The 24,938-nt window shown below is 71.4% G+C and carries 18 protein-coding genes and 1 pseudogene; 13 read left to right on the top strand and 6 right to left on the bottom strand.

Features of this window, described 5'->3' with window-relative positions; all coding sequences use genetic code 11:
* The first annotated feature begins 99 nt into the window (after nt 1-99).
* The 5 genes from OO69_RS05395 to OO69_RS05375 all read left to right on the top strand — a co-directional run bounded on the left by OO69_RS05395 (nt 100) and on the right by OO69_RS05375 (nt 5,934).
* Nucleotides 100-2,457: a penicillin acylase family protein gene (locus OO69_RS05395; RefSeq protein ID WP_033279260.1), complete on the top strand. Its 2,358-nt coding sequence runs from the start codon at nt 100-102 to the stop codon at nt 2,455-2,457.
* Nucleotides 2,458-2,685: 228 nt separating this feature from the next.
* A complete protein-coding gene (locus OO69_RS05390) occupies nt 2,686-3,573 on the top strand; it encodes a glycoside hydrolase family 19 protein (RefSeq protein ID WP_033279259.1) in 888 nt (295 codons plus the stop codon).
* A 242-nt stretch (nt 3,574-3,815) separates the two neighbouring features.
* Nucleotides 3,816-4,523 carry a DUF4232 domain-containing protein gene (locus OO69_RS05385; protein WP_033279258.1) on the top strand — a complete coding sequence of 236 codons (708 nt, stop codon included), beginning with the start codon at nt 3,816-3,818 and terminating at the stop codon, nt 4,521-4,523.
* Between the two features lie 45 nt (nt 4,524-4,568).
* Entirely contained in the window at nt 4,569-4,958 is a 390-nt protein-coding gene (locus tag OO69_RS05380; protein ID WP_234444338.1) for a hypothetical protein, read from the top strand.
* Between the two features lie 46 nt (nt 4,959-5,004).
* Nucleotides 5,005-5,934 (top strand): trypsin-like serine peptidase, encoded by a 930-nt coding sequence (locus tag OO69_RS05375; RefSeq protein WP_033279257.1) that lies wholly within the window; start codon nt 5,005-5,007, stop codon nt 5,932-5,934.
* A 270-nt stretch (nt 5,935-6,204) separates the two neighbouring features.
* Here OO69_RS05375 and OO69_RS05370 read toward each other — a convergent pair whose 3' ends face one another.
* Nucleotides 6,205-8,526: a helix-turn-helix transcriptional regulator gene (locus OO69_RS05370; protein ID WP_033279256.1), complete on the bottom strand. Its 2,322-nt coding sequence runs from the start codon at nt 8,524-8,526 to the stop codon at nt 6,205-6,207.
* Between the two features lie 142 nt (nt 8,527-8,668).
* A complete protein-coding gene (locus OO69_RS05365; RefSeq protein WP_033279255.1) occupies nt 8,669-9,823 on the bottom strand; it encodes a Gfo/Idh/MocA family protein in 1,155 nt (384 codons plus the stop codon).
* Nucleotides 9,824-9,973: 150 nt separating this feature from the next.
* Between OO69_RS05365 and OO69_RS05360 the strand changes: the two genes are divergently transcribed.
* From OO69_RS05360 to OO69_RS05330, 7 genes are all read left to right on the top strand, one after another.
* Nucleotides 9,974-10,978 (top strand): LacI family DNA-binding transcriptional regulator, encoded by a 1,005-nt coding sequence (locus OO69_RS05360; RefSeq protein ID WP_033279254.1) that lies wholly within the window; start codon nt 9,974-9,976, stop codon nt 10,976-10,978.
* A gap of 25 nt (nt 10,979-11,003) precedes the next feature.
* Nucleotides 11,004-11,984, top strand: coding sequence for a dipeptidase (locus OO69_RS05355; RefSeq protein WP_234444337.1), 981 nt, complete (start codon nt 11,004-11,006; stop codon nt 11,982-11,984).
* Nucleotides 11,985-12,034: 50 nt separating this feature from the next.
* Nucleotides 12,035-13,411 carry an MATE family efflux transporter gene (locus OO69_RS05350; RefSeq protein WP_078652298.1) on the top strand — a complete coding sequence of 459 codons (1,377 nt, stop codon included), beginning with the start codon at nt 12,035-12,037 and terminating at the stop codon, nt 13,409-13,411.
* 263 nt (nt 13,412-13,674) lie between these two features.
* Nucleotides 13,675-14,643 (top strand): RNA polymerase sigma factor, encoded by a 969-nt coding sequence (locus OO69_RS05345; RefSeq protein WP_051800779.1) that lies wholly within the window; start codon nt 13,675-13,677, stop codon nt 14,641-14,643.
* Nucleotides 14,644-14,728: 85 nt separating this feature from the next.
* Nucleotides 14,729-15,652 (top strand): alpha/beta fold hydrolase, encoded by a 924-nt coding sequence (locus tag OO69_RS05340; RefSeq protein WP_033279253.1) that lies wholly within the window; start codon nt 14,729-14,731, stop codon nt 15,650-15,652.
* An 82-nt stretch (nt 15,653-15,734) separates the two neighbouring features.
* Nucleotides 15,735-16,424 (top strand): alpha/beta hydrolase, encoded by a 690-nt coding sequence (locus tag OO69_RS05335; RefSeq protein ID WP_033279252.1) that lies wholly within the window; start codon nt 15,735-15,737, stop codon nt 16,422-16,424.
* Nucleotides 16,425-16,537: 113 nt separating this feature from the next.
* Nucleotides 16,538-17,389, top strand: a complete 852-nt coding sequence (locus OO69_RS05330) for a GNAT family N-acetyltransferase (RefSeq protein WP_033279251.1) — start codon at nt 16,538-16,540, stop codon at nt 17,387-17,389.
* A gap of 10 nt (nt 17,390-17,399) precedes the next feature.
* Here the strand turns inward: OO69_RS05330 and OO69_RS05325 are convergent, their stop codons facing one another.
* The gene (locus OO69_RS05325) at nt 17,400-20,198 is read right to left on the bottom strand and encodes an ATP-binding protein (RefSeq protein WP_033279250.1); all 2,799 of its coding nucleotides are present in this window, start codon (nt 20,196-20,198) and stop codon (nt 17,400-17,402) included.
* 67 nt (nt 20,199-20,265) lie between these two features.
* Nucleotides 20,266-21,582: an amidohydrolase family protein gene (locus OO69_RS05320; protein ID WP_106970966.1), complete on the bottom strand. Its 1,317-nt coding sequence runs from the start codon at nt 21,580-21,582 to the stop codon at nt 20,266-20,268.
* Nucleotides 21,583-21,741: 159 nt separating this feature from the next.
* Between OO69_RS05320 and OO69_RS05315 the strand changes: the two genes are divergently transcribed.
* The gene (locus tag OO69_RS05315; RefSeq protein WP_033279249.1) at nt 21,742-22,671 is read left to right on the top strand and encodes an AraC family transcriptional regulator; all 930 of its coding nucleotides are present in this window, start codon (nt 21,742-21,744) and stop codon (nt 22,669-22,671) included.
* A 54-nt stretch (nt 22,672-22,725) separates the two neighbouring features.
* Here OO69_RS05315 and OO69_RS05310 read toward each other — a convergent pair whose 3' ends face one another.
* Entirely contained in the window at nt 22,726-23,718 is a 993-nt protein-coding gene (locus tag OO69_RS05310) for a phosphotriesterase family protein (protein WP_033279248.1), read from the bottom strand.
* Between the two features lie 106 nt (nt 23,719-23,824).
* Nucleotides 23,825-24,564 (bottom strand): annotated as a pseudogene (locus tag OO69_RS48760) (alpha/beta fold hydrolase).
* Nucleotides 24,565-24,938: the final 374 nt, after the last annotated feature.

The following is a 24,938-nucleotide window of genomic DNA, read 5'->3' as shown; positions in this document are numbered from 1 at the left end:
TGACGCCTCCTCGGTCCTGCCTGCAAGGTGGCGGCCATGGGAGAACCCAGAGAACTGACGAAGCGTCATAGACATTCTTTAGTAAGCAAGTTGGCCGCTGTGGCGGCCACTCTCTGCCTGGCCTCGGCCACTGTCGCCGCCCTGCCCGCGACCTCGTCCGCCGTGACGGGGCAGGGTGGCCGGACGATGGCCGAGGGCGGGCACACGGTCCGGATCAGCCGGACCGAGTACGGCGTACCGCACATCCTGGCCCAGGACTTCGACGGGCTCGGATACGGGTACGGATACGCCTTCGCGCAGGACAACGTGTGTGAACTCGCCGACCACGTAGTGACGTTGAGGGGGGAGCGGTCCCGGTTCTTCGGGCCCGACGGCGAGTCCGGCCAGGGGGAGGCGGACGGTACCAACCTCGCGAGCGACACGTACTACAGCGGTCAGCAGCGCGCCGGCACCGTCCGCCAACTGCTCGCCCAGAAAGCCCCGTTGGGCCCGACAGCGGAACTGCGCCGCATGGTCGAGGGATACGCCGCCGGGTACAACCGCTATCTCCGCGACACCGGCGTCGACCACCTCCCGGACCCGACGTGCAAGGGCAAGCCCTGGGTACGGCCGATCACCGCACTCGACCTGTGGAACGTCGTCTACGACGTCAACAGGGTTACCGCGACAGTGCCGTTGGTCCCGGACATCGGCGACGCGAAGCCCCCGACGACGACCGCCGCCGGCAAGGACACGGCGGCCTCCAGCTCAACAGCCGCGACCCTCGCCACCATTACCCCTACGGCCCCCGGCATCGGCAGCAACGGCTGGGCCCTCGGCCGGGACGCCACCCGCACCGGCAACGCCATGGTCCTGGCCAACCCTCACCTCCCCTGGGCGGTCGGCTACTTCCGGCTCTACCAAGTGCAGTTGACGATCCCCGGCACCTTGGACGTCTCGGGCGCCGGCCTCTACGGCACACCTCTGGTCGAGATCGGCCACAACAGCACCCTCGCCTGGACGCACACCGCGACCGACGCCCAGCACGCCTCCGTCTACGCGCTGAAGCTCGCGCCCGGCGACCCGACCAGCTACGTCCTCGACGGCAGAACCGTGCCGATGGAACGCCGTACGGTCCCGGTCACCGTCCGGGACGCGGACGGTGACCTCTCGACCGTCCAACGGACCCTGTACTCCTCGCGGTTCGGCGCCGTCCTGTCCACCGGCTGGACCACGACGACCGCCTACGCGATCCGTGACGCCAACGCCGGCAACCTGCGCTCCATGAACACCTGGCTGGCCATGGGCAAGGCACGGAACCTCGCCCAACTCCGCGCCGCCCAGGACGAGTTCCAGGGCATCCCCTGGACCTACACCCTCGCGGCCGACACCAGCGGCGGCACCTACTTCACCGACTCCTCGGCCGTCCCGCACCTCACCGACGCCCAACTCGCGCACTGCACGCTCCCGGACGACCAGTTGCCCACCGCTCTGGACGGTTCGACGTCGGCCTGCGCCTGGGGGAGCGACCCCGACGCACTCGTGCCCGGGCTCTACGGACCCGCGCACCAGCCGAAGTCGAGCCGCACCGACTACGTCGCCAACTCCAACAACGGTCCCCAGTACGTCAATCCGGAGGCGCCCATCACCGGCCTCCCGGGCGTGTACGACACCGATCCCCACCTCGACGGGCGGGCCCAGCTCGGACTCCGCATGATCGCCCAACGCCGGGACGGCACCGACGGGTTGGGCGCACCGGGCTTCACCGAGAGCACCCTGCGCGACTCGATGCTCGGCAACCGCGTCCTGTCGGCCGAGACGGGCCGTGACGACATCGTCGGCATGTGCCGCGCCCACCCGAGCCTGACGGCCACGGACGGCACCGAGGTCGACGTACGACAGGCCTGCGCGACCCTAGCCCGCTGGGACACCCGCGCCGACACCGCCAGCCGGGGCATCGTGCTCTGGAGCGCGTTCTACAACCGCCTCCTCGACGGCGGCCCACCCGACACCTGGCGCCGCGTCCCCTACGACCCCGCCCAACCCCTCACCACACCAAGGGGATTCAACGGCGACGACGTACGCGTCCAACGCGCCCTGGCCGACGCCGTCGAGGACTTCGCGGCCCGTGACCTCCCGGTCGACGTCGCACTCGGCGCCGTACAGAAGTGGGACGGCATCCCGCTGCCCGGCTGCGACGCGGGCTGTTTCGACGTCGTGGAGGCGAGCCCCGACTCGGGCACCGGCACCCCGACCGCCGGAGCCTTCGGCAGCAGCTTCCTGATGACCGTCGAACTGACCCGGAACGGGCCGCGCGCCCACACCCTGCTCACCTACGGCCAGTCGGCGAACCCGGCATCGCCCCACTTCTCGGACCAGACCCGCCTCTTCTCGCGCAAGCAGTGGGTCTTGGAACGGTTCACGCAGGCGGAGATCTCCGACGACCCGGGTCTGGAGGTGACGACTCTGCGCAGGTGACAGGGGTCGGCGTAGCGCGGGCCGGTCGTAACTCGGCGGCCGTGGTGTGGGGTTGACTGGTCTATACCCTTGACTGGTACATACCAATACGGTTCAGTGAGGGGGACCATCCCCCACCACGGCCGCCCCCCACGCCGTGACCGGTCCGACCGGCCCGTGCGCACAAAGGCTCCGCTTCGCCCTGCCCTTGGCGGGGTACGGCCGTGCTCCACAGAGGAGTTGAACCCTGTGTCGAGACGCCGCATCGCCGCAGTACTGACCGCACTCGTCCTCGGTAGCCTGACGCCCGTGGTCCTCCCCGCCGCCGGCGCGTCCGCCGCCTCCTGTTCCAGCTATCCGAACTGGGTGGCCGGCCAGTCGTACGTCACCGGCCAGATCGTCCGCTACACCGACGGCAAGGCGTACATCGCCGAGCACGACAACCCGGGCTACGACCCGGTCATCAGCACCTGGTTCTGGGAGCCGTACGCCTGCGACGGCTCCGGCACGCCCGTCGGCAACTTCGTTGTCAGTGAAGCCCAGTTCAACCAGATGTTCCCGAGCCGGAACTCCTTCTACACCTACAGCGGTCTCACCGCCGCCCTCAGCGCCTACCCGGGCTTCGCGAACACCGGCAGCGACACGACGAAGAAGCAGGAGGCCGCCGCCTTCCTCGCCAACGTCAGCCATGAGACCGGGGGGTTGGTGTACATCGTCGAGCAGAACACCGCCAACTACCCGACGTACTGCGACTGGAGCCAGTCGTACGGCTGCCCGGCCGGCCAGGCCGCCTACTACGGGCGCGGTCCGCTGCAGATCAGCTGGAACTTCAACTACAAGGCGGCCGGGGACGCGCTGGGCATCGACCTGCTGGGCAACCCCTGGCTGGTGCAGAACGACTCGGCCGTGGCCTGGAAGACCGCGCTCTGGTACTGGAACACCCAGAGCGGTCCCGGCTCCATGACCCCGCACAACGCGATGGTCAACGGCGCCGGCTTCGGCCAGACCATCCGCAGCATCAACGGCTCCATCGAGTGCGACGGCAAGAGCCCCGCCCAGGTGCAGAGCCGCGTGGACGCCTACACGCGGTTCACCTCGATCCTCGGGACCAGCACCGGGGCCAACCTCTACTGCTGATCGCGCGGTACGGGCACCGTCCGTTGGAGCGGTCCAACGGCCGGTGCCCGTCCCACCCCAGCGTTCCAGGGACGGTACGTTCCGGCAGGTCAGCACCTGTCTGAGCGTTCCAGCTTCCCGTTTCCCCCGACTGTTCTGGCGGCTGGGACGGATCGCCGCGCAAGCTGCGGTTGTTCGCAGCGAGACCCACCACGAAACCCGGTGGCTCGCCTTCCAGCTCCGCACTCAGGGGGAACCCGATCATGTCCAGCACCGTCTTCCGCAGCCGTACGGCACTCCTCACCGCCGGCCTCGCCGCGGCCGCCTCGCTCGCACTGACCGCCTGTGGAACGAGCCAGGACACGGGGGCCAAGAGCACCCCGACCGTCGTCACCGGCGACGGCGTCTCCTCGACCGCGACGCCCAAGGCGGCCGCCGAGGACATCAAGGCAGCGGCCTCCGGTACGGACACGCCCGCGACCGTCTCGCAGCCGGTCCGCGGCAGCACCACCGCCAAGGGGTCCACCGGGTCCAAGGGGTCGACCTCGACCATCGTCACCTGCACCGGCGCCAACACCAAGGTCACCGCGCAGACCGTGTCGCGTCCGCTGAACCACCTGCTGCTGACCGTCAAGAACACCGGCTCCAAGACCTGCTACCTGTACGGCTATCCGGCCCTGCAGTTCACGAACGCCCAGGCTGTCCCCCCGGTCGACGAGGACACGCAGCCGCAGGCGGTCACCACGCTCCGCCCCGGACAGTCGGGCTACGCGGGCGCGCTCCTCTCCGCCGCCGACGGCAGCGGCACCAACGGCTACACAGCGAAGACACTCAAGGTGATCTTCCAGAACCGCGCGCTCGAGTTCGTGGGCTCGGGCGTCGAGGTCGCGCTGCCCAGCAAGGGCGTGTACATCGACAGCTCGCTGCGCACCACCTACTGGCTGACGAACCCCGCGGACGCCCTCAACTAGGCAGTCCGTGGCGCGAGTTCCCTGCCGCACAGAAAGGACGTAGGTGTGCCCAGTACATCGAACGACGTGGACCGGCGGCCCGATCCCGGGGTGCCGGCGCACGAGCACTTCGAGGTGGTGTGGCACACCTCGTCCGACGGCGCGTTCAAGAGAGCGGGCGTGCTGGTCTGGGAGATCATCGGCATCGCGGTCGGCCTGCGGTCCGCCGACGAGGTGCAGCCGACCGCCATCGAGATCCGCGCGTGCGAAGGCCCGCTCGTCGTCAGGTTCGCCTACGGCGACGACCGCGAACTCGCCCGCAGGCACAGCGCGTTGGTGGAACGCCGGCTCTGGAGCTGCACGGTGGGGGAGTTCCTCGCCTTCCTCCGTGAGACGGCCGCGCCTCCGGCGACGCAACCCGAATCACCGGATCTACCTCTCTTGGACTGCGCGTAGCCGGACCCATGTGACCCACTTGAACGAGTCGAGGAGACATCCCCCCATGTTCGACAGCTCCCCTCCGGCGGACCGGCGCTTGAGCCGCCGCCGTGTCACGGCGCTCGCCGTGGCCGGTACGGCCCTCTCGCTCGCCGTCCCCGTCTCGGCCACGGCCGTCTCCGGCGCCGGCCGCGCCGCCGCCGCTGCCCCCGACCCGGTGTCCTCCTTCTCGTTCACCGCCCAGGAACGCAAGGACGCCCTCGCCTACTGGAGCCCGGCCCGGATCAAGGCCGTGGGAAAGTCGGTGGACCTGGGCCCGACCGGGCCGAAGACCAAGACATGGACCGGTCCACAGCTGAAGACCGTGGGGCGGATGTTCATGGTCAACGCCGCGGGGGCCGACACCTGGTGCACGGCCACCGCCGTGACGAGCGCGAACCGTTCCGTGGTGATGACCGCGGGACACTGCGTCCGGCGCTCCGCCTCACCCGACAACACCAACATGTCGATGGTCTTCGTCCCGGCCTACAGCAAGGGCAAGCAGCCGTACGGCGCCTTCGCGGTCCGTACCGTCCTGACCCCGCGCACCTTCGCCGAGGAGGGCACGAACGACGTGGCCGCGATGGTCGTCGACGCCGACAAGAGCGGTCGTAGGCTCACCGATGTCGTGGGCGGGACGCCGGTCGCGTTCAACCGGGCGGTGGGCGGCACGATTTCTTCCTTCGGCTACCCCGCCACCCACCCGCAGCTCGGCGAGGAGGTCCTGCGCTGTGTGGGCACGGCGAAGAAGGAGAACGGCCAGCAGGTCATCCCCTGCGACATGACCGGCGGCTCCAGCGGCGGCCCATGGCTGGCCGACTTCAAGGAGGCCACCGGGCAGGGCACCCTCGTCTCGGTCAACAGCGGGCTGGACGGCTTCACGCCGACCAAGATGTACGGCGAGATCCTCGGCGCCACGGCCAGGACGATGTACGAGCGGGCCGAACGCGGCTGATCTCAGGGCCCTTTGAGGAGGGCTGCCCCCGCCGACAGGGGCAGCCCTACGCGAATACCGCCAGGGGAGGTGCGGTGCCGGATGCCTTGCCATGACAGCCGTGGGGTTGACCAACACTGCCGGCCCCGACACTTCCCGTTCCCCTGGCGGTAGGACCAGCTTGGGGTGCCGGGTGGGGGCGGGGGGCGTGAACTCCCGTAATTCGGTGGGGATATCGGTGCACGTAGTCGTCGGCGGGGGCCTCGGAGGGGGTACGTACGTACCGGATACCTACGCCGACTTGGTGCCCTCGGGCTGTGCCGCGGCCAGGATCTCGGTACGGGAGGCGATGCCCAACTTGGCGAGGATGTGCTCGACATGGGCGTCCACGGTGCGTTTGGAGATGACGAGCCGTTCGGCGATCTCCCGGTTGGACAGGCCCTGCGTGACGAGCGCGGCGACCTCGCGTTCGCGGCGGGTGAGGGGATCGGCGGGGCGGGTGTCCGCGCGGGCGGGGCGCGCCGCGGGGATGCCGGGCGGTTCGTCGGCGTCCGCCCGTACGGCGTCCAGGAGTTCGCGGCCCGACATCCGGGCCCCGGCCGCGCGCCACCGCTCGTACTGTTCGGCGCCCAACGCCGTTCGTACCGCCCGCTGTTGGGACTCCTGTTCCTCCAGCAGTCGGGGCAGCATGCCGACCGGGTCGCCGCCCAGCCGTCGCGCGTGCTCCGCGTACCCCATCAGCCAGCAGGCCCTGACGTACCGCTTCTGCCCGGCCGCGTGCCAGGCGAGGCCCAGCGACGCGAGCGCGGCGACCAACACTTCGCCGATCTCGCTCGCCGCCTCCAGGCCCCGGCGCAACGCCGTCGCGCTCTCCTCCGGTCGGCCGACGAGCCAGAGGATGACGCCCTGGACGGAGAGCGTGGAACCGTACAACTGCCGTTCGCCGCGGCCCTCCAGATACGCGAGGCCCGTCTCGCACCACTCCAGCGCGCGGTCCGTGAAGCCCAACGCGGCGTACAGCAGGGCGCCTTCGTAGTGGACGACGCCGATGCCCAGCGCGTCGTCCGCCGCGATCATCCGCCGGCGGACCGCTTCGAGCGTGGCCGCCCCCTCCTCGACGGCCCCGCCGAGCAGCGTCAGGGCGCCCAAGTAGCCCTCGCTGAACAGCTCCACGCGGCTCTCGCCGACGCGCCGCGCCACGTCGAGGGCCTGCGGGAACCGGTCCAACGCCGTCTCCAGATCGGCCGTCCAGACCCCGAACACCCCGGTCATGAACAGCCCCCAGGACCGCGTCGCGGAGTCCTGCGGGACGAGGCCGAGCCCCTTGTCGATCCAGTACCGGCCCTCCGACAGCGTTCCCGCCGCCCGCCAGTACGCCCCGAGTCGCGTCGCCAGCCACAGCGCGTCGCTCGCCCGTCCCTCGGTGGCGCAGCCGTACTTCAGGGCGGCCCGCACGTCGGCGATCTCCGCGCGTACGGCGTGGTGCAGCTGGACGTGGCCCCGGCCCATCAGACCGTTCCAGAAGCGGTCGACGAGTTCGTCGTAGTGGGCGAAGTGCCGTTGCCGTACGGCTTCTGCGTCGTCGGTGGCGGCCAGGCGCGCGGTGCCGTACTCGCGGATGGTGTCCAGGAGCCGGTAGCGGCCGCCGTCCTCGCCGATGCGCTGGACGACCGACTTGTCGACGAGCCCGATCAGCGCCTCGACGACCTGCTCGCCGTCGAGTTGGACCGTTCCAGCGGGGTCGCCGCCCGCGCACACCTGCTCGGCGGCGGACAGTTCGAAGGAACCGGCGAACACCGACAGCCGGGCCCACAGGAGTTGTTCCTGGGGGGTGCACAGGTCGTAGGACCAGTCGATGGCCGCGCGCAGGGTCTGGTGGCGGGTGAGTGCCGTGCGGCGGCCGCCGGTGAGGACCTCGCAGTGGCGGTCCAGACGGGCGACGAGTTCCGCGAGGGGGACGGCCCGCAGGCGGACGGCGGCGAGTTCGAGGGCGAGGGGGATGCCGTCGAGGCGGTCGACCAGGGCGAGGGTGTGCTCCCGGTCGGCGCCGTCGAGGGCCGGGCCGCCGGTGACCGCCGCGGCGCGCTGCACGAACAGGTCGACGGCGTCGGCGCGGGCCAGCGGGGCGATCGGCAGACAGCGCTCACCGGGCACGTCCAGCGGCTGCCTGCTGGTGGCGAGGACGCTCAGTCCCGGGGCCTCGCGCAGCAGGATGTCGCAGAGCATCGCGCACGCGTCGACCAGGTGTTCGCAGGTGTCGAGGACGATCAACATCCGCCGCCCGCGCAGGTGTTCCACGATGGCGTCCAACGGCGTCATGCCGGACTGCTCGGGCAGTTCGAGGACGCCCGCGAGGGTCGGCGGCACCAACTCCGGGTCGTGCAGGGCGGACAGCTCCACCAGCCGCACCCCGTCGGCGAACCGCTCCGCGACCGCGCGGGCCGCCCGCAGCGCCGTACGGCTCTTGCCGACCCCGCCCGGACCGACCAGCGTGACCAGCCGTGACCGCGCCAACTCGGCGTGCAGCACCGCGAGTTCCTCGGTGCGTCCGACGAAGGTGGTCAACTCCACCGGGAGTTGACCACCTCGCCGCTGTCCGAAGCCGTATCCCATGCCGCCCCCATACCCGTCCGCCAACCGGTCACCACAGCGTAGGCGAGTGACTCCCGAGAGTGAACGGTAGTCGAGTCCGGCGGGTGGGCGCGAGATCGCGCGGGCGCCCGGCGGCGCGCCGATCAGGCGACGCGCGCGCCGTTCACGCCGGGCTCGCCCAGGTGCCGGTCTCGACGGAACGCACCATGGCGTCCAGAACCGCCGCGCTGTGTACGGCATCCGGGAGCGTCGCGCCGTACGGCACGCCCTCGGCGACGGAGCGCAGGAAGCGGTAGGCCTCGATCACCTTGAGGTCGTCGTAGCCCATCGCGTTCGCCGCGCCGGGTTGGAACGCTCCAAACTCGCCGTCGCCCGGGCCGACGTACACCGTGGTGACGGGCTGGTCCTGGTAGCTCGTGCCGCGGCTGACGGCCAGCTCGTTCATCCGGCGGAAGTCCCAGAACACGGCGCCCTTGGTGCCGTGCACCTCGAAGCCGTAGTTGTTCTGCTCGCCGACCGAGACCCGGCAGGCCTCCAGGACACCCCGGGCGCCGGAGGCGAACCGCAGCAGGCAGTTGACGTAGTCCTCGTTCTCCACCGGGCCCAACTCGCCGCCGGTGGCCAGGGCGTGGCCCGCGGTCGCGCCCGTGGGGCGGGCCCGCTGCGGCAGGAAGATCGCGGTGTCGGCGGCGAGGGACGTGATGTCGCCGAGGAGGAAACGGGCGAGGTCGGCGCCGTGCGAGGCGAGGTCGCCCAGGACTCCGTGGCCGCCGCGCTCCAACTCGTAGCGCCAGGTCAGAGCGCCGTCCGGGTGGGCCGCGTAGTCGCTGAAGAGACGGACGCGGATGTGCGTGACTGTGCCCAGCTCGCCGGAGGCGATCAGGTCGCGGGCGGCCTCCACTGCGGGCGCGTTGCGGTAGTTGAAGCCGACCGCGCCCTGGACGCCGGCCTTGCTGACCGCGTCGGCCACGGCGGAGGAGTCCGCCGTGGAGAGGCCCACCGGCTTCTCGATCCAGATGTGCTTGCCGGCCTCCGCCATCGCGACGCCGATCTCGCGGTGCAGGAAGTTCGGCGCGGTGATGCTCACCGCCTGCACCCGCGGGTCGTCGACCACCTCGCGCCAGTCTCGGGTGGTGGAGGCGAAGCCGAACTGCTCGGCCGCCTGCTCCGCCCGCCCGGGCACCTCCTCGGCGACCGTCACGAGCTGGGGTCGCAGAGTCAGCTGCGGAAAGTGGTGCGGGACACGGGCGTACGCCTGCGTGTGCACCCGCCCCATCCATCCGAAGCCCACGACGGCAACACCGAGCGAGGTCACCATGACTGCCCTTCTTTGGACCGGTCCAAAAACTGTCCCAGCCACACTCGAACCCATTCGTCCTAATGTCAATACCTGGACGTCCGCACCGGGCGTCAACACCAGGTGACCACAGCTTTGACAGGGTGCGCGACCGCGTGGAACGGTCCACCCATGAGCGCTCCGACCATCCGTGACGTCGCCGAGCGGGCCGGTGTGTCGAAATCCCTGGTCTCCCTGGTGCTGCGCGGTTCCGAGCAGGTCCGACCGGAGAAACGGCAGGCTGTGCTGGCCGCCGTGGAGGAACTCGACTACCGCCCGAACGCCGCCGCCCGCAGCCTCAGCGAACGCCGCACCCGCTCGGTCGGCGTGCTGCTGAACGACCTGCGCAACCCCTGGTTCGTGGAACTCCTCGACGGTCTGGGCTCCCGCCTGCACGAGCACGGCCTGCACATGATGCTGGCCGACGGCCGCCTCAACCGTCACCTCGACGAGGACCTCACCCGCATCTTCACGGAACTCCGCGTCGACGGCCTGGTCGCGGTGGGCACGCTCCCCGGCTCCGACGAACTCCTCGCCGCCGCGACCCACCTCCCCACGGTGGTCGCGGGCGCCGTCGAGCCGGACCTGCCCTACGTCGACGTCGTGGCCGGCGACGACGCGCACGGCGCCGCCCTGGCCACCGAACACCTCATCGACCTGGGGCACCGCCGTATCGCCCACATCGCCGGCCAGGGCATCGCCGGCGAACTCCGCCGCACCTCTTTCGAAGGGGTCATGCACGCCCACGGCCTGACCGGCCTCGCGACGGTCGAAGAGGGCGACCACACGGAGGAGGGCGGCTATCGCGCGATGGTCCGCCTGCTCACCGCCCCGCAACGCCCGACGGCCGTCTTCGCCTTCAACGACATCGCATGCGTCGGCGCGCTCTCGGCGGCCGAGGAACTGGGCCTCCAGGTGCCTCGGGACCTGTCCCTCGTCGGCTACGACAACACGTACCTCGCGCGCCTACGACACCTCTGGCTCACCACCGTCGACAACGGCAGCCACAACATCGGGCGCCGTGCCGCACAGCTTCTCGTCGACCGGATGAGGGATCCGCGGCGGGTGGCGGAGATGGTGTTGTCGGAACCGAGGCTCGAGGTGCGGGGGAGTACGGGACCGCTCTCGACGGAGTAACTCTGGGGCGGGCATGATCCGTTGGGTGTCGAACGAATCCGCGGAAGCGCGCCGCCCACCCCTCCTCTGGGACCAACACTGCTGCCTGGCGCTGGAGAAGAACGCCGACGTCGGTGAACTCGCCCGCTACCGCAGGCCGGGCGGCAGTTTCGTCTCGGTGAACGTGGGCTACGCGCCCCACGGCACCGACGACGTCACCGGTCTCCTCACGAATTGGCGGCGGCGGATCGCCGCCGACGGCCGGCTGCAACTCGCCGCGAGCGTCGACGACATCGACGCCGCCGGGCGTGCAGGGAAGGTGGCGGTCGCCTTCGACCTGGAGGATTCCGGGCCGCTGGAAGGGGAGTTGGACCGGGTCCGCCACTTCTACGACCTCGGTGTCCGAACGATGCTGCCGAGCTACAACACCCGCAACGCGGCCGGCGGTGGTTGCCTCGACGAGGTCGACGAGGGACTCACCGCCTACGGCCGGGCGCTGGTACGGGAGTTGAACGCCGTCGGCATGGTCGCGGACGGCTCGCACTGCGGTGCCCGTACCGGCCTCGACCTGTGCGAGGTATCCCAACTGCCCGTCGTCTACAGCCACTCGTGCATGCGCGCCGTGTGGGACCACCCCCGCAACATCACCGACGAGCAGGCCAAGGAGTGCGCGGCCACGGGCGGGGTGGTCGGCATCACCGGAGTCGGTATCTTCCTCGGCCCCAACGACGCCTCCGTCGACGCCCTCGTACGCCACATCGAGCACGCCGTCGACCTCGTCGGGCCGGAACACGTCGGGGTGTCCACCGACTACCCGTTCGACGAAGGGGACTTCAACGCGATGCTCGAACAGAGCCCGGAGCTCTTCCCCGACTGCTACACCCGCTGGGGCCCGATCGACTTCATGCCCCCGGAGGGCCTGCTGACCGTCGAGGGCGCGCTGCGCGCCCGCGGCTATCCCGCCGACGCCGTCGCGGCGATCCTGGGCGGCAACTTCCGTCGAGTCGCCGAGGCGGTGTGGCGGTAGGGGGCAACTCGTATGCGGTGCGGGGCAGTTGACTGGCAGGATGGGCGAGCGTGAGTGAACGCACCGCCTTCACGACCATCGCCAGGGCCGCCGCGCCGCTGTACGTGAGCACCCTCGCCGCGTCGGCCGGGTCGCTCGTCGACACCGCGTTGTTGGGGCGGCACGCCACCGTCTCGCTGGCCGCTTTCGCCGTGACGATCGCCGTGTTCAGTCCGGCCACCGCCACCGTGGTGGGGGCGTTGCGCGGGGTGATGCCGTTCGTCGTGCCCCATCGCGAGGACCCCGACGGGCTGTTGCCGTTGGTGCGGAGCGGGATGTGGCTGGCGTTCGCCGTGGGCGGGGTGTGTGCGGCGGCGGTGGCCGCTGTGCCGTTGCTCGGTGGGGTGTTCGGGGTGCCGGGGGCTGTCGTCGATCAACTGGGTCTGTTTCCCTGGATGTTGGCGGGGAGTGTGCTGCTGATCGCCGTCACCTCCTCGGCCACGTCCGTGCTGGTCGCGCTCGGGCGGTCTCCGCAGGTGATGCGGTCCGGGCTGGTGGGGACCGGGGTGTCCGTGGCGTTGTCGGTGGTGTTGGTCGGGGGACCGGGGGCGCTGCCGAGCTTCGGGCTCGCGGGGGCCGGGGTGGCCATGCTCGCCTCCTGCGCGGTCGGGGCCGGGCTCAATCAGTACGCGTTGCGTCGTCGGACCGTTCTCGCCGGGCGGCCGATCCGGCCCGGCAGGCCCGATCCGCGCGAGGTGCTGCGGCTGGCCCGGGTCGGGGTGCCACTCGCGGGGACCGTGCTGGTGAAGTTCTCCGTGCTGGGCGTGCTGACCTTCGCCGCCGCCCGGATCGGCACCGACAGCGCCGCCGTGCACAGCGTCTCCGAGTCCCTGGTGAACGTCGTCTTCACCGCCGCCGTGGCGGTCGGGCAGGCCACGGTGCCGCTGATCGCCGGGTACGCCGAGGAAGGCGACCTCGCGCGCGTCCGGCGCAGTGTGGACGCCGGGATCGGGCTCGCCCTGTGTGCGGTCGTCGTGCTTGGAACGGTCCTGGTCGTGCTGCGGGACCCGTTGATCGGCCTGTTCACCAGGGATCCGGGGCTCGCGGATCAAGTCGTACGGCTGCTGCCGCTGGTCCTCGCGGTGGTCGTCACCGATGCCCTGCAGGCCGTGGCGGGCTTCGGACTCGTCGGGCTCAAGCGCACCGTGCCGAGCCTGGTGTCCACGGCGGTGTGGTTCGGCGTGCTCGCGGCCCTCGCTGTGCCGGTCGCCGACACGGCGGGGCTGGCCGGGCTTTGGACCGCTCTGGCCTGCGCGAACCTCCTCCAGGCCGTGACCAAGTTCGCCTCCTTCCGGCGGCACAGCGGGCGGATCGTCGGGGCGACCCCGACGGTGGACGTGCGGGACGGCAACACCGGCGCGGTACGAGAGCCTGGGCGGGGGCGCTGAGCGGGTGCCGACCCCCCGGGCCGTCAACAGGGCGTTCCCGTAACCCTCGTGGCGTGCCCGCAACCGTCGTAGGGACCGGTCCAAGTCGTGGAACAGGCGCTGAACATCCATGGTCCTGGGCGTATCGGCGGTGTGCGGGACCCGGGTACCCGCGACGGGCACCTGGTGCGGTGCCGGCCCCGGTGCGCGTCCCCGCGATGTGACGGCACGGCACGCGCCCATTACGGTCGTACGGACGACGGTGGCGCCGGAAGAGGGGCAGCATGAGCAGCCGGGACCTGGGTGAGATCACGCGCATCGAGGACGCGGCGCTCACCCTGGCCGCGCAGGCCGGGGACGTAGCCTCCCTGGGGCTGTTGCTGGAGCGGCACCGGGCCGGGATGCGGGCCGTCGCGGTGAGTGTGCTGGGGCCGGGGACCGATGTCGACGACGTGGTGCAGGACGCGGCGCTGACCGCTCTCCGGCGAGTGGGGGATGTGCGGGATCCGGAGGCCGTGGGGGCCTGGTTGCGGATGATCGTGCGGAATGCCGCCCGGTCGTTGCTGCGGGGAGGTGTTGATCTCCGGCCGCTCGATGATCTGCATGTGCCCGTCACGGAGTCCGGTCCTGAGCGGTGGCTGGAGCAGCACGCCCTGCGGGACTGGATCTGGGAGGCCATCGAGGAGCTGACTCCCGCGCTGCGGTTGCCGCTCGTGCTGCGGCATTTCAGCGTCGGGGTCACGTCGTACGAGCAGATCGCCGCGGCCTGCGGGGTGCCCGTTGGAACGGTCCGGAGCCGGCTCAGTCAGGGGCGGGCCAAGCTCGCGCTGGCCCTCGCCGCGACGGCCGACGCACCGCACGGAGACGTCGGGCGGCGTACCCGGGCCAGCCGGATCGAGGCGCGCGAGACGCTGCACGCGGCCGAGAGCGGGCACTTCGGAAAGCTGCTCACCGAGCGCTGGTCGCCCGAGGCCGCGCTGGTGCGGGGGAACCAACCGGTGGGCGGCAGAAGCCTGTTGGTGCGCGGGATGGAGTGCGATCTGGAGGCGGGCGTGCGGCAGCATCTCGCGAACGCCGTGGCCGGGCGGTCGCTCGTCGTCTGGGAGATGGACATCAGCAATCCCGACGACGACCCCGACCACTGCCCGCCCGCCGTGGCCTGGCTGATGAGTCTGGACGGTGCAGGGCGGGTGCACCGGCTGCGGCTCGTGCATCCCCGGCCGGTGCCCATCCCGCAGCTCCTCACCATGTGACTGGCGTCACATCATTCATTTCGAACTTCGTCCTTTCCCCCGCGTCCTGTCCGTGTCATCGCCGTATGCCGAACAGGGAGATCCCATGAGCACCACCTCCTCGACCGACCCGCTCGCCACCGGGACCCACACCGTCGAGATCGACGGGGTCACGCAGAGCTACCACGTCCACGGCGTTGGACCGGTCTGCATCGCGCACTCCGGCGGGCCGGGCATCTTCTGGGACTACCTGCGGATGCCCGCGCTGGAGGAGCACCTCACCGTCGTCTACCCGGAGCCCATCGGCACCGGTGCCTCCGGCCGACTGGCCGCCCACCCGCACGGCTACACCCGGGCCCGCTACAGCCGCTTCCTCGCGGCGCTGATCGAGCACCTCGGCGTCCCCGAGGTGCACCTCCTCGGGCACTCGCACGGCGGCTTCGTCGCCCAGTACCACGCCCTGAACCACCCCGACCGCGTCGCCGGCGTGATCCTCTACGACAGCGCTCCGGTGACCGGTCCCGAGCACGGCGCCGAGGCCATGCGCAAGGTGCAGGAGTTCGCCGCCCGGCACGCCGACAACCCGGGGCTCCCGGAGGTCGTTGGAGCGTTCCAAGGCATCCCCACCATCTCCGACGACGCCCAGATGACCGCCGTGGCGCGGGGGATCTTCCCCGCGTACTTCGCCGACTTCTGGGGCCGGGAGGACGAGTTCGGCCCCGCGCGCGCCGCGGTGACGGCCACCTACATCTCCGGGCTGGACGACGACCTCACCCCGGACGTCATCGACGACCGCGCCGACCTCGGCTCGCTCACCGTGCCGGCCCTCGTCCTGGTCGGCCGCCACGACGTCATCTGCGGAGTGCGCTGGGCGGAGGAGCTGCACGAGCTCATCCCGGGTTCGGAGCTGGTGATCCTGGAGAACAGCGGGCACTTCGGGCACCTGGAGGAGCCCGAGGCCTTCGCGAAGGCGGTGACGGCCTTCGTCGAGGCCGCCGCGGGCAACGCCGAGACCGCTGCCGGCAACTAGGTCATTTGGTCGAAGCCCAGGCGGGCGGTCCGGCCTAGTTTGGACTTGCCCGCAGGGTTTCCGACAAACAAGGAGCATCGGCATGAGTGCCGTGAAGAACATCGTTCTCGTGCATGGCGGATTCGTCGACGGTTCCGGCTGGCAGTCGGTGCACCGCCTGCTCACCCAGGACGGCTACAACGTCAGCGTCGTGCAGAACCCGACCCTGTCCCTCGTCGAGGACGTGGCCGTCACCCAGCGGGCCCTCGACGCCCTCGACGGCCCGGCCGTCCTCGTCGGCCACTCCTACGGCGGCGCCGTGATCACCGAGGCCGGCCGCCACGACGGTGTCGCCGCGCTCGTCTACATCGCGGCCTTCGCGCCGGACAAGGACGAGTCGGTCGGCACGCTGGTCGCCGACCCCGCGCCCGGCGCGCCCGTGCCGCCGATCCTGCCGCCGGTCGACGGCTTCCTCTTCTTGGACCGGGACAAGTTCGCCGCGTCCTTCGCGGGCGACCTGCCGGCCGAGGACGCCGCGTTCCTCGCCGACTCGCAGGTTCCGTGGGGCCTGGACGCGCTCAACGGACCGATCACGGAGCCGGCCTGGCGGGCCAAGCCCAGCTGGTACCTCGTCGCGACCGACGACCACATGATCCCGCCGCCGGTCCAGCACCAGATGGCCGAGCGCGCCGGAGCCACCGTGGCCGAAGCCGCCGGCAGCCACGCCATCTATGTCTCCCAGCCCGCGGCGGTGGCCGACCTGATCAAGCAGGCGGCGGCCCGCCAGGCGTGACCACCGACCTCTGACCGCATGTCAACTCCCCGCTTCAGCCCGCCTGTTCACAGGCGGGCTGTCCGCGTGACTTCCCGAGGGAAGCCGGGACAACCCGAGAGGGAAACAGATCCATGACGACCGTCGTCCAGCCGTCCGTCGCCGAACAGTCCGAGGCCGAGGCCCTCTACCGATTCCAGACGGAGACCCCCGAGCCCGTCCGCACCGCGCTGGGCATGACCGCCACCAGGATCGGCGGCGGTGTCGTGCTGTCCATGCGCAACGACATCACCCGCTTCTGGAGCAAGGCCCTCGGCTTCGGTGTCACCGCGCCCGTCACCGCCCAACTCGTCGAGGAGGTCTGCGACTTCTACCGCGCGGCGGGCACCCCGCAGGCCGCCTTCCAGATAGCGCCCGCCTACCTGCCCGAGGACTGGCCGGAGATCTGTGCGCGGGAAGGCATCGTCCAGTCCTCGTCCTGGGCGAAGCTCGTCGGCACGACCGAGGAAGCCGTAGCGCGCGCCGACGCCCTGGACGTACCGCCCGACGGCATCAGCGTCACCCCGCTGGAGGCCCAACACGCCCTGGAATGGGGCACGGTGATGATGAAGGCCTTCGGAACACCGGTCGAGCACTACGCCGAGATGGGCGCCGCGACCGTGTCCCGGCCGGGCTGGCATCCCTACGGCGCCTGGCTGGAGGGCGAGTTGGTCGGCACCGGCACCATGCTCGTCCGCGGTGACACGGCGCAGATGTTCGCCGGCGCCGTACTGCCCCACGCGCGGGGACGTGGTGGACAGACCGCCCTGCTCGCCGCCCGGGCGCGCACGGCACGGGAGTTGGGGTGCCGTGTCCTCGTCGCCGAGACCGGCGCCGAGCAGCCCGGCACCCACAACAGCTCCCTGCACAACATGCTCCGCCTCGGCTTCGAGGTGGCCTACGAACGCCCCAACTGGACCTGGCAGTTGGAACCCGAGGCGGCCTGAGCGGGAGACGTCACGGCATGGGGCCGGTCAGCGCGTCGCGCAGGCCGCCCCGCGAGGTGACGTTCAACTTCCGGAAGACACTGCGGAGATGGGCCGCCACCGTGCGCGGCGACAGGAAGAGCCGCGCGGCGATCTGCTTGTTCGTCAGCCCGGTGGCGGCCAGTTGGGCCGCCACCCGCTCCTGCGGGGTCAGCAGCGCGTGCCGGTCCCGGCCGTCGGACTCGACGAGCTGGAGCGGCCTGACCGGAATCCCGCTCGCCCGCAGCTCGTTGGCCGCCCGCGCACTCCACGGGGCGGCGCCGAGCCGCTCGAACGTACCGAGCGCCGCGTCCAGGTGGACCCGGGCCGCGCCGCCCGCCTTGGCGCGGCGCAGCCGCTCGCCGTAGGCCAGGCAGATCCGCGCCCAGTCGAACGGCCAGCGCTCGGCACCGGGCGTGGCGATGGCCGCCTCGAACAGGTCGTGGTCGATGACGTCCGGGTCAGCCATCGCCTCGGCGGCGTCCGTCAGCATGGCCAACCGGGGTGAGATCAAAGGGATGTCGGTCCTGCGGACCGCCGCGATGTGCGCGGCCGCCTCCTCGTGGTGGTCGGTGTGCACGGCGGCCTCGGTGAAGTCCAGCAGGAGCCACAGCGCGTGCGGCATGAACCGCGGCACCTCGCCGGGGGTGACCAGGGCGCGCAGCAGGCGGTGGGCGGTGTCGAAGTCCGCGCCGCCGAGCGCCGACAGGGCCCGGATGTGCGAGGCGTAGATCCGCAGCGCGCCCAGTCCGCGCGGGTTGCCCCAGGAGACGAGCCGGTCCGCGGTCTCGCGGGCGGTGCCGCCGTCGCCGCGCGCGGCGGCCACAAGTCCCCGCTGGAAGTGGCCTGTTGAGGCGGTGAGCCGGTAGTCGTACGTCGCGCACCAGGCGAGGCCTTCTTCGGTGATCTCCAGCAGGTCGTCCCACTGGCCGCCCGCGTAGGCGTCGTTGCCCAGCAGGAACTGCGCCTGGATCGCCAGGGCCACGGCCCCGCCGTCGCGGCCGTCGTCGATGATCCGGCGCAGCGCGCCCCGGCAGCCCGGGAGGCGGTCGATGTAGGAGGAGGAGAGCGCGATGCCGAAGACCCGTACAGGATCGGGCTGTTGGTGCACTCCGGAGACGAGGTGGTCGAGCCGGTCGAGGAAAGGCAGCGCGCCGTACGCCGGATCGCCGAAGGTGCCCAGGATCACCGGCAGCAGACGGCCCGACGTGGGCGGGCGCCGGCGCTTCACGACGTCCTCGAAGGAGTGCCACAGTTCGGGTCGGCCGCCGTAGAAGCACACCATGAGAAGGGTGTTGAGGGCCTCGCGGAAGATGTCCTCCACCATCTCCGTGTCGTCGGGCCAGGTATGGGCCTCGATGGCGCCGATGAGCAGCCGGTGGGCGGTGTCCACGTCGCCCTCGCCGTTGAGGAGGTGACTGGCGGCTGCGGTGGCGGCGGCGAGGGAGTCGACGCCGGACGGGTCGGCGTGGTCGGCGTTGGCCAGCAGCGCGCGGACGTTGCGCAGATCGCCGGTGATGTTGGCGCCGAGGCAGGCCGCCTCCGCCAGTCGGCGGGCCTTGTCGGTGCCGGTGGCGCTCAACTCCGAGGCGCGCAGCAGGGTGGTGATGGCGCCGACCGCGTCACCGCGGCGCAGGGTGCCGTACGCCACCTCGTGCAGCAGGGCGGCGACCCGGTCGTCGGGGCCCACGGCCGCGTCGGCGAGGTGCCGGGCCCGGTGCTCGGAACCCTCGGGAAGCTGGGCGGCCAGGGCCAGTTGGGCCGACCGGCGCTCCTCGCTGGTCGACAGGTCCAGCACCGCAGAACGGGTCAGCGGATGCCGGAACTCCAGCCTGCCGGTGACACCGTCGACCTGGACGAGGCCGGCGCGCTCGGCCGGGGACAGCCCGGCGAGACCGTCCGGTCCGCCCGACGCCCGCTGGAGGATGTGCAGTTCACCCGAACCGTCCAGCACGGCGAGCAGCAGTAGCTTCCGTGTCGCGGCCGGGAGCGCGGCGACCCGGGTGGAGAAGATGCCCTTCAGACGCTCGGTCAACGGCAGTACGGCTGGCAGGGTTCCGCGCTCCCGCTGCTGCAAGTCGTTGAGCGGGACGGGCAGTTCGAGCAGGGCGAGGGGGTTGCCCCGGGCCTCCGCGACCAGCCGCCGTCTGACTCTGGGCGTCATCGCGGGGAACCGCTCGGCCACCAGCGCGTTCGCCGAGACGTCGTCCAGCGGCCGGACCTCGTACTCGGGTATCCCGATGTTGCTGAGGAAGGACTCGTCGCCGGTCCGGGAGGCGCCGAGCAGGGCCATCGGTCCGGTGTGCAGGGCGCGGGCGAGGGTGCCCAGGACGGTGGCGCTGGGCCGGTCCACCCACGCCACGTCGTCGACGATCAGGGCGATCGGGCCGGTCTCGGCGGTGGACCGTTCCAACAGGGCCTGTACGGCGTTCGCGATGGCGAGCAGCTCGGTCGGCGGCTCGTCGGAGAGCCCGCGGACCGCCTGGAGGGTCTCCGCCTGCCGGGCGGGCAACGCGGGAATCCCCTCGGCGAGCGGTTGCAGCAGCTGGTTCAACGCCGAGAAACCGAGGCCCCGTTGGAACGGACAGCCGGAGATCCGCAGCACCCGGAAGCCCGCCCCGGACGCGCGCGGTGCCGCGGCCTCCAGCAGGGCGGTCTTGCCCACCCCGGGCTCCCCGGTCAGCATCAGCGCGGCTCCCCGCACACGGGAGGCATCGAAGTGCCCGTCGAGGACGGCCAGTTCGGCCGATCGTCCGATGAGGGCCGGCGGGGTGAGGGCTGCCGATGCCATGACGCCTCCCGTAGGGGTCGAGCGGTCGAGCGGGAACAGGAACGGTCCAAACGCGCCTGAGGTCGGATCAGGCGATGCGTGCGGCCGCCTCCGCGGCCGCGTGCTGGGCGGCGACACGGTCCACCTTCACCGTCTCGCCGTCCACGACGACGGGCTCGCCCGCGACCCACACGTCCTGGACCGCTCGGGAACCGGCCGCCCACATCAGGTTGGCGAGCAGCCGGCCGTCCTCCACGTCGAGGCCCGCGGCGAAGTACGGCCCGTCCACGGAGAGGTGGATCATGTCCGCCCAGTTTCCCGGCCGGAGGGCGCCGATGTCGGTCCGGCCCAGGGCCGCGGCACCGGCCGAGGTCGCCATGAGGAAGGCGTCCGCGGCGGTGAGGGCCATGGCGTCGGCCGTGGCGAGACGGCAGAACATCATCGCGAGGCGGGCCTCCTCGAACAGGTCGAGGTCGTCGTTGCTCGCGGGCCCGTCGGTGCCGAGGCCGACGGCGACGGACGCGGCGCGCAGGGCGTGCAGGTCGGCCGTACCGGAGGCGAGTTTGGCGTTCGAGCCCGGGCAGTGCGCGACACCGGCACCCGCCTGGGCGAGCAGCCGGATGTCGTCGGCGGAGAGATGCACGGCGTGGGCCGCGAGCAGCCGCCCGTCCAACAGCCCGGTCTCCTGGAGCAGTTGAGGCACCGAACCGTGCGACTCCCGCTGGACGACGTCCTCGGCGAGGGTCTCCGCCACGTGGATGTGCACCAGGGCGCCGCGCTGTGCCGCCTCCTCCGCCGTGGCGCGCAGGGCCTCCGGCGGCAGGGTGTAGGCGGAGTGCGGTCCGTAGCAGAGCTCGACGCGCTCACCGGGCCCGAAGCGCAGACCGTCCGTGTCGATCCACTTGCCGATGGCCGCGAGGTCCGTGTGCCAGTCGTCGCCGGGCCGGTCGAAGTAGGCGGGCGCGATCAGGACCCGGCTCCCGGCTTCGAGTGCCGCGTCGGCCACCTGCTCGGCGTGCGCGTACATCTCGGCGCTGGTCGTCACGCCGTGGCGCAGCATCTCGACGCAGCCGAGCAGCATGCCCGCGTGGGCGTCGCGGGGGCGCATGCGGGCCTCGGCGGGCCAGACGGCGTCCTGGAGCCAGGACGCCAGCGGGAGGTCGCCGCCGAGTCCGCGCAGGAGGGTCATCGGGGAGTGCGCGTGGGTGTTGACCAGGCCGGGGGCGAGGATGCCGGACAGCGAGGTGAGGGGGACGCCGGCCGGAAGCGGGGGAGCGGTCGCGGCCGGTCCGCAGTGGGTGATGTGGCCGTCCGCGCCGACGTCGACGACGGCGTCGCGCAGGACCGAGCAGGACGGGTCGGCCGGCAGGACCACGGGGGCGAGAAAGCGACGAGGCACGGACATGGGGGGAGCTCGCTTCCGGAGGGAGTGCTGTCAACGAGAACAAGATGCGGGACCGGTCCAAAAGTTCGATCCCGGGGGCGTGAACTCGATCACAGGAGTAGGAAAACGGGCCGCTCCGCTGTCATGAGCATCGCCGGTTTCGGGTGGATAGGATGAACTGTGCCTTCCTGGAGCCAAGCTCTGACCGTCTCCTCCGCGAGTGCCTGGGACGAGGTCTTCACCGGCCTCCACGGCGCGAGCCGGATCAAGGTGCCGGACCGCCGCGCCCCGTGGACCGGGCACCTGGAGTGGCAGCGGTCGAAGACCTACAGTCTCGCCCTGTGCTCCGACGGCGAGGAAGTCGTGGACCGGGACAACCGGCACATCCGCACCGATCCCCGCGGCACGTACGAACTCCTCGTCCCGCTCTCCGGATCGGCCTGGGTCGAACAGGGCGCGGCCTCCGGCGAGATCGGGCCCGGCGTCATGGCGCTGTGCGACATCGACCGGCCCCTGACCTTCGCGCACGGCGCCGACCTGCGCAGCATCTCCCTGATCGTGTCCGGGCAACACCTCGCCGCGCGCAGCGCGCTCGCCGCCGGCGGACCGCACCTTCTCGGCGGCGAGCGCGGACTCGGCCGTGTCGTACGGCAGTTGACGACCACCCTGCACGAGGAGCGCGAGCACCTCTCCGAGACGACCTTCGACATCGCCTGCGACCGGCTCCTCGACCTGGTGTGCCTCGCCGCGGAGGGCGGCGTCGACTCGGCGCCCACCGGACAGCGGGCGAGCGTCGAGGCCGCGATCCGGCGCTACGTCCGCGAGCACGCCTGCGACCGTGACCTGGACGTCGTCGGTATCGCGCGGGCGCTCGGCTGGTCCGCGCGCTATGTCCAGCAGGTGCTGCAGGCCGCGGGCACCACCTCCCGCGACCTGATCCGCCGCGAACGGCTGAACGTGGCGCGTGCGCGTCTGGGGAGCGCGAGTTGGACGACGTACTCGATCGCGGAGATCGCGCATGCCAGCGGCTTCGGCAGCCACGCCTCCTTCGCCACCGCGTTCCGCGCGGAGTTCGGGCTGACTCCGCGCGAAGCGAGGCGCAACGGCTAGGCGTTGGCCAAGTGGTCCGCAACGACCAGGAGTTGGCCAAGTGAGCCGTGATGGCTAGGAGTTGGCCGGGGTGAAGTACCGGCGCGGGTTGTCGACCAGCATGGTGGTGAGCTGGGCCTCGGTGACACCGGCGGCGCGCAGGACCGGGAGCACCTCGTCGTGGAGGTGGGTGTGGTGCCAGTTGGGCGCGATCTGCTCCCGTACGCCCGGCGGGAACCAGTCGATGTGGCAGGACGCGTCGTGCGACAGGACCATCCGCTCGGCGAACCCCTCGCGCGCCAGGGCCGCGACGGTCGCCACCCGCTGGTCCTCGGGCAGCAGGACGTCGAGACCGAAGCGGTCCATGCCGACGTACGAGCCGTTGTCGATGAGCTGGTGCAGATAGTCCAGGTCGGCGGTGTCACCGCTGTGCCCGATGACGACGGCCCCGAGGTCCACGCCCTCGCTGCGCAGGATGTCCTGCGTGACAAGTCCCGTACGGGCGGCGGCACTTGTGTGCACAGTGATCGGGGCGCCGGTGCGCAGATGGGCCTGGGCCACCGCACGCATCACCCGTTCCACGCCCGGGGTGAGCTGGTCCTCGATCGCGCACTTCAGGAACGCGGCCCGGATGCCGGTGTCCGCGATGCCCTCGGTGAGTTCACGGACGAACAGGTCGGTCATGCCCTCGGGGCCGCCGAGCAGGGTGCCCGGGCCGTGGTAGCGGTAGAAGTCCGGGATGTCGGCGAGGGTGTAAATGCCGGTCGCCGCAACGATGTTGAGGTCCACCTGCTCGTTCACCAGGGCCACGCGGGCGACATTGCGGCCGAGTCCGATGACGGTCGGGTCGACGAGCGTGGAGACACCGGTCGCGGCGAGGGCCTTCAGCCGGGAGACGGCGTCGGCGACGCGTTCCTGCTCGTCCCAGGTCTCCGGGAGGCTCTGCCGGAGTTCTTCGCTCACGACGAAGACGTGTTCGTGCATCAGGACGGTGCCGAGGCCGGTGACGGGGACGGGACCGCGGACGGTCTGGACTTGGGGTACTTGGGGGACTTGAGGGCTGGTCATGGTGATCCTTCGGTGCGTGCCCGGCGGCGCGTGCCTTTTTGAACGGGCGGCCAGGGGTGGGGAGTTGCGGTACGTGCGGGGGAGTGGAGGTGAGGTGCGGCGGGTGTCAGGCGGCGTCGACGGCGTCGGCCGCGGCCTGCCGGACGAGGTCGGCCACGGCGTCCGGCCGCGACACGTAGACGGAGTGGCCGGCGTCGGTGCCGGTGACCGTGCAGCCGGCCCGCCGGGCCATGGCCCGCTGCGCGGGAGGCGGGATCATCCGGTCGTCGGTCGCCACCAGATACCAGCTCGGCTTGTGCCGCCAGGCCGGTTCGCCGATCGCGCCGCGGAGCGCGTCGAGCCCCCACGGCACCTGCGCGTCGGCCATGGACTCGGCCTCGGCGACCGGGACGTCGGCAGCGAGGACGTGTGGAACTTGGCCCGGTCCAAGAACAGGAACCCGTCGACCGGCGGCAGGATCGGCGGCACCGGCACCGGCACCGGCACCGGCACCGGCACCGGCACCGGCGCCCCCAGCTCGGGCTCGGCGATCAGCGTGCTGACGGACTCACCCTTGTCGGGCACGAACGCCGCGATGTATACGAGCCCGGCGACCCGGTCGTGATTGCCGGCCTCGGTGATGACGGCCCCGCCGTAGGAGTGCCCGACCAGGATCGCGGGCCCGTCCAGCGCGTCCAACACCCGCTCGGTCAGGGCGACATCGCCCGCGAGGGACAGGGCCGGATTCTGCACGACGCTCACCCGGAACCCGTCGTCCGTCAGCAGCCGGTGCACTTCCCGCCATCCGGAGCCGTCCACGAACCCGCCGTGGACGAGTACGACGTTCTTCACCCGTTCCGATGTCATGGAACCGACTCTTCCAAGGGGACACGGTCGCCGTCTTTCGCGACGGCGCGCAGTCCTTTCGCGTGGGCGCGCGTCGGGTGTGAGGGGAACGGCTGTTGGAGCTTTGGCGCGGCGCCGCCCGGGTTCGCCCCCTTCCGGGTTCCGTGGTTCAGGGCCGGGCAGCTGACGAAGCTCGTTGGACCGGGCCAACGCCGGCGGCGGCATTCTCCGCTACACCCGGCGCTCATGTCCCCTATAGCGCGCTACATCCTCATCTTCCGCCCTGCGCTGATACGTTGCTCGGGCGCCGGAGCAACCCCCGCATCCCCGTTTCCTCGCACCCACCACACCCCCTGCACCCACCACACCCCCTGCACCCACCACACCCCCTGCAC

The sequence above is a fragment of the Streptomyces sp. NRRL F-525 genome (genome assembly GCF_000716605.1).
Taxonomy (GTDB): domain Bacteria; phylum Actinomycetota; class Actinomycetes; order Streptomycetales; family Streptomycetaceae; genus Streptomyces.
Note: the sequence above shows the minus strand (reverse complement) of the source record. Positions and strands in the feature narration are given on the sequence as shown.